General features: G+C 62.5%; 11 protein-coding genes. All 11 read right to left on the bottom strand.

What is annotated here, in order from left to right:
- Positions 1-121 precede the first annotated feature (121 nt).
- From E3E11_RS01005 to E3E11_RS00955, 11 genes are read right to left on the bottom strand one after another with little or no spacing between them, the layout of a single operon-like run.
- Positions 122-1,630: a cell division protein FtsQ/DivIB gene (locus tag E3E11_RS01005; protein WP_168189176.1), complete on the bottom strand. Its 1,509-nt coding sequence runs from the start codon at positions 1,628-1,630 to the stop codon at positions 122-124.
- Entirely contained in the window at positions 1,630-2,640 is a 1,011-nt protein-coding gene (locus E3E11_RS01000; protein WP_168189175.1) for a D-alanine--D-alanine ligase, read from the bottom strand. Before E3E11_RS01000 ends, E3E11_RS01005 begins: the two co-directional genes overlap by 1 nt.
- A 14-nt stretch (positions 2,641-2,654) precedes the next feature.
- Positions 2,655-3,596, bottom strand: coding sequence for a UDP-N-acetylmuramate dehydrogenase (gene murB, locus E3E11_RS00995; RefSeq protein ID WP_141450771.1), 942 nt, complete (start codon positions 3,594-3,596; stop codon positions 2,655-2,657).
- The gene (gene murC, locus E3E11_RS00990; RefSeq protein ID WP_141450770.1) at positions 3,593-5,089 is read right to left on the bottom strand and encodes a UDP-N-acetylmuramate--L-alanine ligase; all 1,497 of its coding nucleotides are present in this window, start codon (positions 5,087-5,089) and stop codon (positions 3,593-3,595) included. Before murC ends, murB begins: the two co-directional genes overlap by 4 nt.
- A 59-nt stretch (positions 5,090-5,148) precedes the next feature.
- Positions 5,149-6,291, bottom strand: coding sequence for an undecaprenyldiphospho-muramoylpentapeptide beta-N-acetylglucosaminyltransferase (gene murG / locus E3E11_RS00985; RefSeq protein ID WP_141450769.1), 1,143 nt, complete (start codon positions 6,289-6,291; stop codon positions 5,149-5,151).
- Positions 6,288-7,508, bottom strand: a complete 1,221-nt coding sequence (locus E3E11_RS00980; protein WP_141450768.1) for an FtsW/RodA/SpoVE family cell cycle protein — start codon at positions 7,506-7,508, stop codon at positions 6,288-6,290. Before E3E11_RS00980 ends, murG begins: the two co-directional genes overlap by 4 nt.
- Complete coding sequence (murD, locus tag E3E11_RS00975; RefSeq protein ID WP_141450767.1) at positions 7,486-8,967, bottom strand: UDP-N-acetylmuramoyl-L-alanine--D-glutamate ligase; 1,482 nt, start codon at positions 8,965-8,967, stop codon at positions 7,486-7,488. Before murD ends, E3E11_RS00980 begins: the two co-directional genes overlap by 23 nt.
- Positions 8,968-9,005: 38 nt before the next feature.
- Entirely contained in the window at positions 9,006-10,094 is a 1,089-nt protein-coding gene (gene mraY / locus E3E11_RS00970) for a phospho-N-acetylmuramoyl-pentapeptide-transferase (RefSeq protein ID WP_141450766.1), read from the bottom strand.
- Positions 10,094-11,545: a UDP-N-acetylmuramoyl-tripeptide--D-alanyl-D-alanine ligase gene (locus tag E3E11_RS00965; RefSeq protein WP_141450765.1), complete on the bottom strand. Its 1,452-nt coding sequence runs from the start codon at positions 11,543-11,545 to the stop codon at positions 10,094-10,096. The genes mraY and E3E11_RS00965 overlap by 1 nt, the downstream gene beginning before the upstream one ends.
- Positions 11,542-13,119: a UDP-N-acetylmuramoyl-L-alanyl-D-glutamate--2,6-diaminopimelate ligase gene (locus E3E11_RS00960; RefSeq protein ID WP_141450764.1), complete on the bottom strand. Its 1,578-nt coding sequence runs from the start codon at positions 13,117-13,119 to the stop codon at positions 11,542-11,544. Before E3E11_RS00960 ends, E3E11_RS00965 begins: the two co-directional genes overlap by 4 nt.
- A gap of 29 nt (positions 13,120-13,148) precedes the next feature.
- The gene (locus E3E11_RS00955; protein ID WP_231118939.1) at positions 13,149-15,203 is read right to left on the bottom strand and encodes a peptidoglycan D,D-transpeptidase FtsI family protein; all 2,055 of its coding nucleotides are present in this window, start codon (positions 15,201-15,203) and stop codon (positions 13,149-13,151) included.
- Positions 15,204-15,253 lie beyond the last annotated feature (50 nt).

Genomic DNA, 15,253 nt, shown 5'->3' with positions numbered 1-15,253 from the left:
GTGAGCCTTCTGCTTCAAGAGGGCGGGCGCGGCAAGCGGCTTGTGCCTGTTTCTGTGAAATCCCGTGCGGAATGATCAGATAACCGGCTTTTCTTGTGGGTTGCCGGGCTAAGACTGGTTTTCAGTAAGGCTGGGGGGGCGGTAAGGGCGTTGTATCGTGGCTGCGGCTGGCGGAAGATCTGCTCGGTACCCTTCTGGCCGGTACTTCTTTGGGAGCAGACGGAAGTAGGGACGTTGACGTGCCGCTAGAGTGAGCGGAACCGGATTCCGGAGAAGGCTTCTCCCGGGCCGCAAAGCGGTCGCTATGCTCCCTATATGCTGCCGCATGGGCATGCGCTTTCGAAACGGGGCGGCTGTCATCATGAAGACCGGAATCACCTTGGGGGAGGTGCGTATTGGCACTGCCGCCTTCACGCGGGCTGTCGTGCCTGTGCAGATGCAGGGGCGCGTGGTGAGAGGGCAAGTCTGCCGTATTGTCCATATTTCGTCCCGCGCCCGAGGAAGCTGCCTTCAGCGAGGCGGCATTCAGGGCAGCCGTGGTCTGAGACTGTGCATTCAGTGCCGGGGAATGATGCGCTGAAAGATGAGGGGATTTCCGCTCCGCTCTGGTCTCTCTGCTGTCAGTGGGTTCCGGTTTGGCGACAGGCGGAAGGAGCGGTTTGGCAGAGAGGACGGGCTTGCCAGTGGAGGCCTCAGATGGGGGAAGGGGTGTTGAAAGCGAGGCGGGTTTAAGGACCTGGAGGACGGGTGGCACTTCACCCGGATGGCGCAGGCGGATGACCATCCGATCGGGCAGGCGCATGTCTATGGCCGCAAGCGGGCGATCCAGGAGCTGATAGTGGTCCTGATACTCGGTCAGCCGGTGGAAGGCTGCATCTTCCTGGCCCTCGGGCAGGAGAATCTGCATGCCGTTGTCAAGCGCCAGGTTCCAGCGCCTTTCCCCGATGCGCACCAGCGCCAGCGTGCGCGTGCGCAGGTCCGGGTAACGGTTCAGCGCTTCAATGACGCTGGCCGCCTGGGTATTGGCGCCGCGGCCGACAACGAGGGGCAGTTTGCGGAAGACATGTGCATCGGTCGGGTCAACATTGCCCTGGGATACCTGTTCCCCATCCTTGTTGATCAGCTCGAAGCGGCCCCCGTTCTGCCAGATGGCGATAGGCACGCGTTCGACAAGGGTGACGACAATGGTATCGGGCAGGCGCCTTTCCACCGTGGAATGGGCGATGAAGGGCAGGGTATCGATCCGGCGCCGGGCTTTTTCGACCGAGAAGCCGAACAGACCGTTGCCGACCCGGGTGTCCAGCATGTCCAGCACGTCGCTTTCTTCCGTCAGTTCGCGCCCGTAAATCACGATATGCTTGATGGCCAGCGGATCAAGAGCACTGAGTTTGTCACGCAGGCCGGCTTTTTCCTCATCGGAGAGCATGGTGCTCACACCCCAGCTTCCTGCGCCCAGCAGGGCCAGGAAAATAAAGCCGCTGCTCCAAAGCCGTATTCTGCGCCGCTGGCGCTGCCAGAAAAGCGCACTGCGGGTAGGACGGTCGCCATAAGCCGGGCCGAGGGCGCCGCTTTCAGACCATTCAGGGGCGTCTCTGGAATCGCGGGAGGAAAAGTGGGGATCGTGCGGCATCAGGCAGTTCCTGCAGGGCCTGGCGGATTGGAAAGGGCAAGATGCGGAGGACGACCGAGAGCGTTCAGTACCATCCATTCACAGAGTGAAGGATAGTCAAGCCCGCGCCAGGCCGCCTGTTCAGGCAGCAGGGAAGTCGGTGTCATGCCGGGCTGGGTGTTGACTTCCAGGATGATGAGCTCACCCGTTGCATCGTCATAACGGTAATCTGTCCGGCTGGCGCCAGTGCACCCCAGCAGTTTGTGCGCCTGCCGGGCAATTTCGAGAAGGCGCTGGGTCAGGTCATCCGGCAAGGGGGCCGGAACCACATGGCGCGAGCCGCCGGCCTGGTATTTGGCCTGATAATCATAGAAGGCAGCGCTGTCCTGAGGCTGGATCTCTGTCACGCCCAGCGCTTCGTCTTCCAGAACCCCGACGGTCAGTTCCCGGCCTGGTACGAATTTTTCCACCAGAATGCGCTGCCCGTGTGACCAGTTGCGGGCAATTTCCTGGCGCTCGCGCTCTTCTTCCTGCGGGGTGGGGCCTGGAGGAAGAATATAGACACCGAAAGAGGAGCCCTCAGCGACCGGCTTGATGACGTAAGGGCGCGCCATCGGTTCGGCTGCAGCCAGCTCCTGGGGGGAAACCACCCTGCCTTCGGCGACCGGCAGTCCGGCCTGGGCCAGCAGGGTACGGGTCATGGCCTTGTCCATTGCGGTGGCAGAGGCCAGAAGGCCGGAATGGGTATAGGGCAGTCCCAGCCAGTTCAGTACCCCCTGAATGCTGCCGTCTTCCCCGCCCGGGCCGTGCAGGGCATTGAAAACAACATCCGGAACGAGTGTCTGCAAAGCCGTCAGGATGGTCATGAGATCAGCCCCGACGTCGATCTCATGCACGTCATGGCCTTTTGTACGCAGGGCCTGGGCGACGGCCTGGCCACTGCTGAGGCTTACGGGGCGTTCACTGGCTGTCCCGCCCATGAGAACGGCGATACGCAGTGGCGATGAATGTGAGAGAGAAGATGATGGCATGGCGCAGGCTCCGGTCAGGCAGGGATGGTTGGAGGCGCAGACGGTCGCCCGAGGCGCTTGATTTCCCAGTGCAGCGCCACCCCGGAATCGGTCAGGACGCGTTCACGCACTGTTTCGCCCAGGCGCTCCAGCTCGGCACTGGTGGCCTGGCCCAGGTTGAGCAGGAAATTGCAGTGCTTCTCGCTGACCTGGGCATCACCGATCCGCAGGCCGCGGCAGCCGGCGGCATCAATGAGCTTCCAGGCACTGTGACCTTCAGGGTTACGGAAGGTGGAACCGCCGGTTCGTGCCCGAACGGGCTGGGTGGTTTCGCGCGTCTGACGGATGGCGGCCAGACGGGCCTGGATCTCCTGAGGCGCTTCGGGCCGTCCTGCCAGGCGGGCGCGTACAACGATGCTGTTTTCAGGCAGGGCAGTATGACGGTAATGCATGGTGAGTTGCGCGCGCTTCAGTCGCTCAAGGCGGCCGTCTTCCAGCAGAACCTCCACCCAGTCCAGGACATCTGCCATTTCTCCGCCGTGTGCTCCGGCATTCATGCGCACGGCGCCGCCGATGGAGCCGGGAATGCCCACCAGAAATTCCAATCCTCCCAGCCCTGCTTCCGCCGCCCGTTCCGCCAGGGACGCATCCAGCATCGCCGCGCCGACCGTAACGCCGGCGGCCTGACCGGTCTCAGGGTCCTGGTCGAAGGCGACATCGGCAAATCCCCCCGCCAGCCGGACGACCAGCCCTTCCACGCCGCCGTCACGGATGATGACATTCGAGCAGGCGCCCAGAACCGTTACCGGCACCTCAGCGGGGCGCGCGCGCATGAGAGTGGCGAGATCCTCGGTATCGGCCGGAACGAAAAGCCAGTCCGCAGCACCGCCTGTGCGGAACCAGCTGCGCGGTCCCAGGGGCGCATCGGCTTTCAGGCGTCCCCGGAGGGGAAGGGTGGCAGGCGACCAGGCTGTCATGGCGCGGCGTCAGCAGCGATCTTGGAAGAAGGCTCTTTTTCAGAAACCTCTGATTTGACCACCTCTCTGCCAACCCGGGCTTTCTCAGGGTATTTCCGCGCCAGTTCGCCTGGCAGCGCGTGGGCCCAGCGCGTGATGCTGCCTGCACCCAGACACACCACATAATCGCCGGGCTCAGCCAGTTCGGCCACCAGATCAGCCAGGGCATCGGGCGAGGAAAGCGCCAAAGCGTGCCGGTGACCGCGGTCGCGCAGGCCCTGGACCAGAGCGTCACGGCTCGCGCCTTCGATGGGCGCTTCCCCGGCGGCATAGACATCAGCGACAATCACTGTATCGGCATCGTTCATGCAGGTGCAGAAATCATCGAACAGGCCCTGAAGACGTGAATAACGGTGGGGCTGCATGACAGCGATGATGCGTCGTGCGCCGGCCTGCCGGGCGGCCTTGAGAACGGCGGAGATCTCGACGGGATGGTGACCGTAATCATCGATGATGGTGGCGCCGTTCCATTCTCCCGCCCGGGTGAAGCGCCGTTGCACGCCCCGGAAGCTGTTCAGCCCGGCTGCGATGACCTCGTCAGCAATCTCCATCTCCAGTGCGACTGTCACGGCGGCAAGCGCGTTGAGGAGATTGTGATGGCCGAACATCGGCAGATGGAAAGGGCCGGCACGCCGCTGAGTGTTCTTGACCCGGTTCGTGATGACCACATCGAAATGCGCCCCTTGGGCATCCATCACCACATTGTCCGCCCGGACATCGGCCTGGGGACTGAAACCATAGGTGAGAAGCCGGTGATCGGAAAGCTGAGGGATCATCTGCTGCACGCGCGGGTGATCAACGCAAAGCACGGCAAAGCCATAGAAAGGAATGTTGGAGACAAACTGGCGGTACCCGGCCTCCATGGCTTCATCGGTGCCCCAGTGATCGAGATGCTCAGGATCCATGTTGGTGACGACGGCAATGACGGCCGGCAGACGCAGGAAGGAACCGTCGCTTTCATCGGCTTCCACCACCATCCAGTCACCTTTTCCCATGCGGGTATTGGTACCGTAAGCTTCGATGATGCCCCCGTTGATGACCGTCGGGTCCAGGCCGGCTGTTTCGAGCACGCACGCGACGAGGCTGGTGGTCGTGGTTTTGCCGTGCGTGCCGCCGATCGCCACCGACCAGCGCAGCCGCATAAGCTCCGCCAGCATTTCAGCACGCCGGACGACAGGGATCATGCGCGCACGCGCGGCCAGCACCTCGGGGTTGTCCCGCTTGACAGCCGTCGAGATCACCACCGCCTGCGCATCCCCGAGATGTTTGGCCTCATGACCGATATAAACCGGAATGCCCGCCCGTCGCAGCCGCTCCACATTGGCACTCTCTGCAATATCTGACCCCTGCACCTTGTAGCCCAGCATGTGCAGTACTTCGGCAATGCCGGACATGCCGATTCCGCCGATGCCGACGAAGTGAATGGTTCCGATATTCAGGGGAAGGGCACGCATGGACAGGGAAATCTCCGGTAACTGGGTAAAGCGGGGAGGGCAAAGCGCCGGGGTGCCGGTCAGGTCGGCGGCGCAGCAGGACCGGTCAGGGATTCAACGAGATCAGCCAGCTTTTCAGCTGCTTGCGGATGTTGAAGCCTGTGGGCGGCCTGAGCGGCACCGGTCAGTTTTTCCGGCTGGGTCAGAAGGCGATTCAGGAGCTGGCTGACGGCTTCAGGCGTGAAAGCGGGCTGGCGCAGCATCCAGGCCGCACCGCGTCCGGTCAGCGCACGTGCATTGGCGCCCTGTTCGTCTGATGCGGCAATCGGTAGGGGAACGAGCAGGGAAGGGCGGCCTGCCATGGTCAGCTCGGCAATTGATGAGCCGCCTGCGCGACCGATGACCAGATGCGCCTGTGCCAGGGCGTGGGGCACGTCCGTGATGAAGGGATGCAGGTCTGCCTGAATGCCCGCCTCCTCATACCGGCCGCGCACCTGTTCCAGTTCAGGCTTGCGCACCTGCTGCAGCACTCTCAGGCGGCGGCGCAGGCGTTCAGGAAGCTGGCCCAGGGCTGCAGGCATGACCTGACTGAAAATGCTCGCTCCCAGGGAGCCGCCCCAGATGAGAAGGTGGAGCGGTGTTCCGCTTGAAGGGACAGGATAGCCTTCGTTCGCCAGGGCTTCGATGCCTTCGCGCACCGGCATGCCTGTGAGCGTGACTGCGGCATTTTCAGGCAGGCGCGCCACTTCCGGATAAGAGGTGGCAATGGCTGTGGCAAAGCGTGCCAGCAACGCATTGGCCTGGCCCAGGACGGCGTTGCCTTCATGGATGATAAGGGGTGGGCGGATGGCTGCAGGCAGCAGGCGCGCGCCCAGGAGAGGGGGAATGGAGGGATATCCTCCAAAACCGACAACTGCTGAAGGGTGGAGATCTTTCAGAATCCGTCGTGCCCTGAACGCGCTTCTCAGCAGGGTCAGACCGCCCTTCAGCTTACCCATCAGGCCTCTTCCCGCCACTCCGGCGCCTGCCAGGACGTGGACTTTCCGGCCTCGGAAGGGGCCGTCCTGATGGCGCGTGTTGCGCCCATCGGTGAACAGAACGACCTTATGGCCCCGTGCAATGAGGCAGGCAGCCAGCGCTTCGGCTGGGAAGAAATGCCCTCCTGTTCCACCGGCGCCGATGACGATGGGCCCCCGGGTATCTGCCTGAACGGGATCGCTCATGGGCGCAGTTCTCCTTCAAGCATAGCGGCCCGGGCGCGCCCCAGCTGCAGGGCGGAAGCCGAGGAGGTGGCAGCTGGGGGCGCAAACAGCCCGGGCTCGACGCGACGCCGCGTCAGCGCCAGCACCATGCCGAGTTCAAGCGCGATGGAGATGGCCGAACTGCCGCCATAGGAAATGAAGGGCAGCGTCATTCCCTTGGTGGGAATGAGATGAAGGGTCGAACCCATATTGATGAAGGCCTGCAGCCCGAAACCCGTGATGAGGCCACTGGCTGAAAGAATGACGAACGGATTGGTTTCGCGCGTCAGCCGCAGCAGGGTGCGCAGGACGATCAGAGCGTAAACGCCGATGATGAACAGGCAGAGCAGAAGCCCGTATTCCTCTCCCGCCACCGCGAAGATGAAATCGGCATGCGCATCGGGCAGCAGGTCCTTCACCCGCCCTTCACCCGGTCCCCGCCCCAGCAGCCCGCCATTGCCGAAAGCGCGCAGGGAGGTGTCGATCTGGTAGTGGTCTCCGACATCTGGGTGGAGAAAGCGCTGCACGCGTGAGCGGACATGACTGAAGGTGAGATAGGCCATTCCGAAAGCGCCGATCATCAGCCCGACCAGCCCCATGAAAAAGGCGATCGGCAACCCATCGACGAAAAGCTGCGTGACGAACACCATCGTGATGACGGAGAGCATGCCGATGTCGGGCTGTGCCTGCAGCAGAGCGGCGATGAGAAGAAAAAGCAGAATGGCGGCCAGGCGTCCCGGAAAACGCCAGCCATTTTTCAGGCGCACCGTATCACGCAGGCTCAGAAGCCATCCGGCGACCACGGCAAAGCAGGGTTTGAGAAATTCGGAGGGCTGGACGGACATCATGGGTAGCGCGATCCAGCGGCGTGCACCCTTGATCTCCATGCCGTGCACGAGAGTCATGAAGGTGGCACCCAGGGCGAGCGCGCCGCCGATCAGCGCGAGATTGCGCACGCCCTTGAGGCTCAGTGTGGATGTCAGCAGCAGCACCGCACCCGCTAGCCCCAGAAAGACGACCTGTTTGAGAATGAACATGTCGCGCGAGGCGCCGATCCGGTGCGCCACTGCGGGGGTGGCAGCGAGCATCAGGATGTAGCCCAGACCGATCAGAATGACGATGCAGGTCAGGGTGACGTGATCGATGTTGCGCCACCACTGGGCAGCGTGTGAAGAATCAGTTCTTGCGGGAATGGCCATGATTTCCCTCCGGTTTAGCATCTCCACAAACGGTTTGAGAATCGTTTTGCGGCGAAATATCCTTCATTCTTTCGCCTTTTGTCTGTGCGGCTCTCCTGTTGAGAGAAGCACAGAAGGCTTCAGCCAGCTCTGCAAAGCGACGGCCGCGCACTTCGAAACTGGGAAACTGGTCAAAACTGGCGCAGGCCGGCGCCAGCAGGACAGTGCCTTTCCCGGCTTTGATCGCTCTTGTGCCAGCGTCTTCGACAGCCTGTTCCAGCGTACTGCTGATTGTGTAGGGCACGTGGTGACGGCGCAGGGTCTGGGCCAGCATTTCGGCATCCTGGCCGATCAGGAAAGCGTGGCTCACGCGTCCCAGCAGAGGCGTGAGGCTTTCAATGCCACCGGCTTTGGCCTGGCCTCCGGCAATCCAGTAGATGTTTTCACAGGCGGCCAGGGCATGGGCAGCCGCCTCGGCATTGGTGGCCTTGCTGTCGTTGACGAAACGCAGCATTCCTGTCCGCCCGGGGCTCCGGATAACGGTCTGCAACCGGTGCTCCAGGCCCGGAAAGCTGCGGATGCCCTGGGCGATCTGCGCATCAGACAGGCCGAGATGGCGGGCGATTGCCGTGCAGACGGCAATGTTCTGGGCATTGTGGCGTCCAGGCAGGGCGGGGGCGTCTTCAGGGGCGGCAATAGCAGGGCTTTCAATGATTACCGGGGTCAGGCCTTTCTGCTCCAGAGAGACCCTGACCTCTTCGGACCAGGGGGCTTTTTCGCCCAGAACGGCCAGCTGGCCTGCTGTCATATTGTCAAATACATGCCGCTTGGCGTCTGCATAGCCGCTTAATCCGCCATGACGTTCAAGATGGTCGGGGGTGAAATTCAGCCAGGCTGCCGCCTCCGCCTGATAGGTCTGCAGGCGCTCCAGCATGTAGGAAGACATCTCGATGACATAGACCCCTTCATCTCCCAGAAGGGGCAGGGCCAGCGCAGCGGTGCCGATATTGCCGCCGGCCACTGCGGGAACACCCGCTTCCAGCAGCATGTGGGTCAGCAGGGCAGTGGTGGTGGACTTGCCGTTCGTGCCGGTGATGGAGACGAAACGTGCCTTGGAACCGCTCTGGCGCACGCGTTGCCACAGCAGTTCGGCATCAGAAAGAATAGGCACATTCTGCGCGCGCGCCAGAGCGGCGACCGGATGAGGTGCTGGGAAGGTGTGGGGAATGCCCGGTGATAGGATAAGCGCTTCCATGCCGCGAAGATCCGAGAGCGGCGCAACCGTCAGGCGAGGCGCTGGGGGCAGCTCTGGCGTGCTGTCATCCCAGGCCTGCACTTCAGCACCGTTCTGAAGCAGGGCTTCCACGACAGCGCGCCCGTTGCGTCCCAGTCCGTAGACGCCGTAGCGCTTGCCGGAAAGGAGGCTGGCGCCCCATGGCCGTGTGGGTAGAGGGCGGTCGGTCAGAGAGGGTGAAGGCATGGGATTCCCTTCGTGAAAACCGGGGTCTGGTGGTTTTTTCAGCGCAGCTTGAGGGTGGCCAGGCCGCAGAGGCCGAGAACGAAGGAAATGATCCAGAAGCGTACGACAATCTTGGGTTCCTGCCAGCCCATTTTTTCAAAATGATGATGCAGAGGGGCCATGAGGAAAATACGCCTGCCGGTGCGCTTGAACCAGAATACCTGGATGATGACCGAGAGGGTTTCCGCCACGAAAAGCCCGCCCACCAGGCACAGGACCATCTCGTGCTTGACGGCCACTGCCACCGTCCCCAGAGCGGCACCGAGGGCGAGGGAGCCGGTATCGCCCATAAAGACTTCGGCAGGAGGGGCATTGAACCAGAGAAAGCCGAGACAGGCACCGATCAGGGCCGCACAGAAAACGCTCAGCTCACCGGTGCCGGGAACGGCGTGCAGCTGCAGATAATCTGCAAAGACGTGATTGCCGACGAGATAGGCGATCAGGGCGAAGACGAAAGCGGCGATGATGACCGGCACTGTCGCAAGGCCGTCCAGCCCGTCTGTGAGATTGACCGCATTGCCGAAGCCCGTAATGATGATCATGCCCAGCAGTGCAAAGGCATAGCCCAGGTGCAGCACGAAGGATTTGGCGAAAGGGAAGGCCAGGGCATTGCTCAGCTCCGGCGGTGTCAGGTGCTCCATCCACAGGACGGCCAGGAGCGAAACCAGGAATTCTGCGCCCAGGCGCGCTTTCTTTGAAAGGCCGGTCGTATTGCGCCGGGCGAGCTTGTTGTAATCATCGGCAAAACCGACGGCGCCGAAGGCCAATGTTGTCAGCAGAGCCACCCAGACAAAGCCGTCCTTGAGATCGGCCCACAGCAAGGTGGACAGTGTCAGGGAGGCCAGGATCAGCACGCCGCCCATGGTGGGGGTGCCGGCCTTTTCAAGAATATGACGTTCAGGGCCAAGGGTGCGGATCGGTTGGCCCTCACGCTGGATGCGCTTGAGCTCACGGATTACAGAAGGGCCAAGCAGCAGCGAAAGCACGAGGGCTGTCAGGCAGGCGCATCCGGCGCGAAACGTGATGTAGTGAAACAGGTTGAGGAAACCGCCATGGCCGGCGTGTGGGGCGATGAGGTCGAAAAGCATCAGACGGGACCTGCAGAGCTGGAATCAGAAGAGGATGTGTCATCAAGCGCGGCAATCAGGTCGCGCATCCGGCTGCCGAAGCTGCCTTTGACCAGGAGGGTGTCTCCAGGCGTGAGGGCCGCTTGAAGCAGCGGGGCCAGGCGGGTGGCATCGGGTGCCCAACCGCCCTGCAGCTCAGGCGGCAGGGCGTCGTAGAGATGGCGCATGTGAGGGCCGCAGCAGAAAGCCAGCGCGCCGGCTGTCCGGACATCAGAGGCAAGCGCACGGTGTTCATCTTCAGCAAAGTCGCCGAGTTCCCGGATATCGCCGAGGGCCACGAGATGGCGGCGCGCCGGCAGCAGGGCCAGAGTTTGAAGAGCCGCACGCATGCTGGTGCTTGAGGCGTTGTAGCTTTCATCCAGAAGCAGGATATCACCAGGCAGTTTACGGCTGTGGCCACGCCCGCTGCCCGGCTGGAAACCTGCCAGGGCGGTCAGGGCTGGGGGTAGGGCCAGTCCCAGCGCTGCCACCACGCCGAGCGCCAGTGCTGCATTGCGCACCAGGTGAGGTCCGGGGGCCGAGAGGGTGAGAAGGGCGGTTCTGTTGTCCGGCATCGTCACTTCAGCAGTGCTGCCTGCAGCGCTGCAGACCGGAGGGGAGAGGTGAATTTCCGCTTCAGGCGAGATGCCGGCTTTCCAGAAACGACCGTTCTGTGGGACAGCCTCCGCCAGGAGGTCGGGATACGGCGTGTCATCAGGGGCCAGGGCTGTTCCACCGTCCGTCAAGGCTGAAAAAAGTGCCGCCTTTTCACGGGCGATGGCTTCCAGACTGCCCATATGGCCCAGATGGGCGCTCCCTATGGTGCTGATCACGGCAATATTGGGCTGGACCTGGCGGGCAAGGGGGAGGATTTCTCCCGGATGGTTCATGCCTACTTCACAGATGCAGAAAGCAGCCTCACGCGGCAGCCGGGCCAGCGTGAGGGGAACACCGATATGGTTGTTGAAGGAAGCGACTGCTGCATGCGTGTGCCCGTAAGGCGTCAGGGCGCTGCGCAGCATCTCCTTGGTGGTTGTCTTGCCCACGCTTCCGGTGACGGCGAGCATGCGTCCGCTGAAACGCGCGCGTGCAAAACGCCCCAGGGCTTCAAGCCCTGCCTGGGTATCTTCAACCCAGAGAATACGCTTCTTTTCATCTTCAGTAAGCGGACTGCCTGCTTGCGTGGGCTCATCGGCGCGCTGAGCGATATCGGCGCGATGAGCCATGACGCACGCTGCGCCCTTCCGGAAGGCCTGCCGGATGAAGCGATGACCGTCAGTCTGGCCAGCCAGAGCGATGAACAGGTCTCCCGGGGTAATCTGGCGCGTGTCGATGCTGACGCCGTGGACAGTCACTGACGTGTCAAGCTGGCCGTCCGTGGCCCGACGAAGTTCTTCGGCAGTCCAGAGGGGGGAGCGCAGATGAGAGGTCATGACCGGACCTCATTGCCGTCCTGCTTGGTTTGAGCCTGTTGCTGTGTGTCAGGCCCCGGGGTGCTGCGGGCCTGCATGAACTGCCGGACGAGCGCGCGGTCATCGAAAGGGTGAATAGTCGTGCCGATAATCTGGCCCTTTTCATGGCCTTTTCCGGCAACCAGCAGCACATCGCCTGCCTGCAGATCGTTCACCGCCTTTTGCAGGGCGTCATGCCTGTTGCCGATTTCAAGCGCTTGCGGGCAGGCCTTGAGAATTTCCGCCCGGATGGAAGCAGCGTCTTCCGTGCGGGGATTGTCGTCTGTCACGATCACCACGTCTGCCAGATGGGCTGCCACCTGTCCCATGAGCGGTCGCTTGCCGCGGTCACGGTCACCGCCTGCGCCGAAGACGACAATGAGCTTGCCTGTCACATGCGGGCGAAGACTCTGCAGCACGTGTTCAAGCGCATCAGGCGTATGGGCGTAATCCACATAGGCTGTGGCGCTGTTGGGCAGGCTTGCGATGCGCTCGCAGCGTCCGGGCACGCCGACAAGCTGTGAAAGCAGGCCCAGCACAGCCGGAGCCTGGCTGGGCGTATCCCAACACAGGGCTGCGGCCAGAAGGGCATTGTCAGCCTGGAACGCACCGGTCAGCGGCAGAAAGATGGGGGGGAGCTTCTCTCCTTCGAGCTCGAGATGCAGTTCCTGCCCCTGCGGGAGGGGACGGCGTGAGAGTATCCTGACTGTGGTGCCGTTTTCTCCCACTTCCCGCAGGTCGAGCTGGCGCTTTTTGGCGCTCTGGCGCAGGGCAGCCAGGGTCTGGGGGTCCATATCGGCATTGATAACTGCCCGGCTTCCGGGCGGAAGAAGATCTTCAAAGAGGTGCAGCTTTGCCTCGCGATAGGCATCGAGTGTGCCGTGATAGTCCAGGTGATCCCGCGTCAGATTGGAGAAGCCGCCCTCTGTAACCTGCACGCCATCAAGGCGGTGCTGTACGAGCCCGTGAGAGGAGGCTTCCAGCGCGACATGCTGGACGCCGGCGCGGGCAAGCGCCGCCAGGGCATCGGCCAGGCTGACGGCATCAGGCGTGGTCAGGGCGGGAAGCGGCGGAACGTCAGCCTCGGTCACCAGACCCAGGGTTCCGATGCTCGCAGCCGCCTTGCCCTGCAGCGTCCAGAGCTGGCGCAGGAAATCGGCGGTGCTGCTTTTGCCGTTGGTGCCTGTAATGGCCACGACGTGGCGGGGCTGCTTTCCGGCCAGAAGAGCTGCAGCGCGTGCCAGAAAACGCGCCGGCTCAGGCAGGCGCAGATGTGTGGCGCCATGGCGTTGCTGCCCGTCGGTCTCACAATGCTCGCCAAGCATGGGCGCGCCTGCTTCCACCACGACCGCCGCTCCCTTCAGAACGGCAGCTGGAATGAACGCGCTTCCATCATGCTGCAGCCCTTTCAGCCCCACGAACATGGTCCCCGGCCCCGCCTTGCGGCTGTCAGCCGTAACAGCGCGCACTTCCATATCAGCCAGGCCGGCCGTCAGGGCTGAGGTGAAATCCTCAGATGCGTATCCACAGGCTTGAAGGAGGGTCGAGAGTTTCATGGAGCGTTCACAGGGGCAGAAGGAAGAGGTCAGAGCGCGGGCGTCTGGGAAGGATGGGGGTGGTGGGGATGAGGCGGCGGCAAAGCGCCCGGATCATTCCCCGGCCCGAGCGGACGTGCGCCACGCGGAACAGAAGGGTTCATCGGCATGGCCAGGCTGGCTTCAATCTGTGCGGCGCGCGTCGGATCTGGCGGGAACAATCCGAGCATGGGCGCGGTGCGTGTCACGATATGGGAGAAGAGCGGGGCCGCAATCCAGCCCGCAGTGGTCCAGCCATGGGTCTCTGCCGTGCCGTGCGGTTCATCAAGCATGACATACAGGGCGTAACGGGGATGGTTCATGGGAAACAGCCCTGTAAAGGCCGTGATGTTGACATGCTTCAGGTAGCGCCCGTTGGCGCCGATCTTCTCGGCAGTCCCTGTTTTTCCGCCGACGAAATAGCCCTGGCTTTCTGCGCGTTTGCCGATCCCTTTCGTAACCACGAGACGCAGGATTTTGCGGATAAGTTCGGAATTTCTTTCCGACATGACACGCTGGCCCTGGGGGATGGGCTCTCCCTGGTCATCGCTGGGCGTGGATTGCGCCACCAGGGTCGGGGTGACCAGAACACCGCCATTACCTGTCGCCGCCGTGCCGCGCACGATGGCAAGGGGGGATTCAGCCACGCCATGGCCGAAGCCCACGGTCATGACAGTCGTGTGCCCCCAGTTCTGGCGCGAAGGCACGATGGGCCGCCCGGCTTCAGGCAGTTCCACCGGCACGCGGCTGAAAAACCCCATCCCCTTCAGCCAGTCCTGCTGGCGCTTGGCCCCGGCATCAAGAGCGATATGGGCCGCAGCAGGGTTGGAGGAATAAGCCATGACGGCCGGCAGGGAGAGCCAGGGAGCGAAATGGTCGGTCTTGAGATCGGAAATGGTGAAGCGACCGATATGGATCGGCACTGTCGAAAAACGGTCCCAGATATGCGCATAACCCAACTCCAGCGCCATGGCGGCTGTCTGGAGCTTGAAGGTGGAGCCGGGCTCGTACATGCCTGTGACGGCACGGTTGAAACGGGCATCTGAAGGGGCATGGCCGAAATCGTTGGCGTCAAAATCCGGCAGGCTGACCATGGCAAGGATTTCACCGCTGCGCACGTCCATGAGGATGGCGCTTCCCCCGATGGCCCGGAAATGATCCTTGGCTGCCTGAAGCTCATCGCGCACAGCCGCCTGAACGCGCGTATCCAGTGACAGGCGCAGAGGCGTGGTATCGCTGTTCAGGCGCTTGTCGAAATATTTCTCGATACCGGCCACGCCGTGATCATCAATATCCACGCTGCCCATGATCTGGGCAGCCGTGCGGCCGAGCGGATAATGCCGTCGTTCTCCCTGTTCAAAATAGATGCCGGGAATGCCCAGATTGTTGATGGCAAGTTCCTGGGTGGGGGAGATGTTGCGTGCCAGATAAACGAACTGTTTTTTCTGCTTCAGGCGAAGGGTAAGTTTCTGGAGGTCGGTGTCAGGCAACACCCTGTGGATCTTGGCCGCGGCTTCCTCGGCGCTGATGATCTCCATTGGATTGGCATAGACCTGCACGACAGGCAGGGAGAGAGCCAGCGGCTGGCCGTTGCGATCGGTGATCGTCGCACGGTGAACATTCGGCAATGCGAAACCACCGCTCATGAGGGCCTTTGGGTCAGGAGTGGGAATGACCGGCACCTGAGGTCCCATCTGGTTCGGCAGAGGGGCCATGGGTGTCAGGACAGTCGCGAGCAGCGCCTTGAAGCTGACGGCGCCATACAGAAACAGAAAACCCATGCCGACAGTGATCAGGCGACTATGGCTGCGCTCTTCCCAGCTGAGGGAGGGTTTAGGGGAGCGGCCGGGCGAGGCGGCAGGGTTGTTCCCGCGTCTGCCGAAGGTAAGCCGCGACAAAAGGCTCCCTTTGGGAGATTTAGGGGCCGTATTGGCAGCGGAATTCCCGCGGATCTTTTTGCCCCTGTTACTGGCCATCTTCTCCGTGCCGGCGCGCAGGCGTTCTGCCGAGCGGTTGGCAGCGCGGGCAGAGAAAGAGCCGGAAGGAGGGGTTTCGTTGTCAGGCATTTCGAGGGTTCAGCGGGCCAACGGGAAAATATGGAGATGTCCCAGCAGCT

It is taken from the genome of Oecophyllibacter saccharovorans, from assembly GCF_006542375.1.
Classification (GTDB): domain Bacteria; phylum Pseudomonadota; class Alphaproteobacteria; order Acetobacterales; family Acetobacteraceae; genus Oecophyllibacter; species Oecophyllibacter saccharovorans.
The sequence above is the reverse complement of the archived record's forward strand: the minus strand, read 5'-3'. Positions and strand labels throughout refer to the sequence as shown.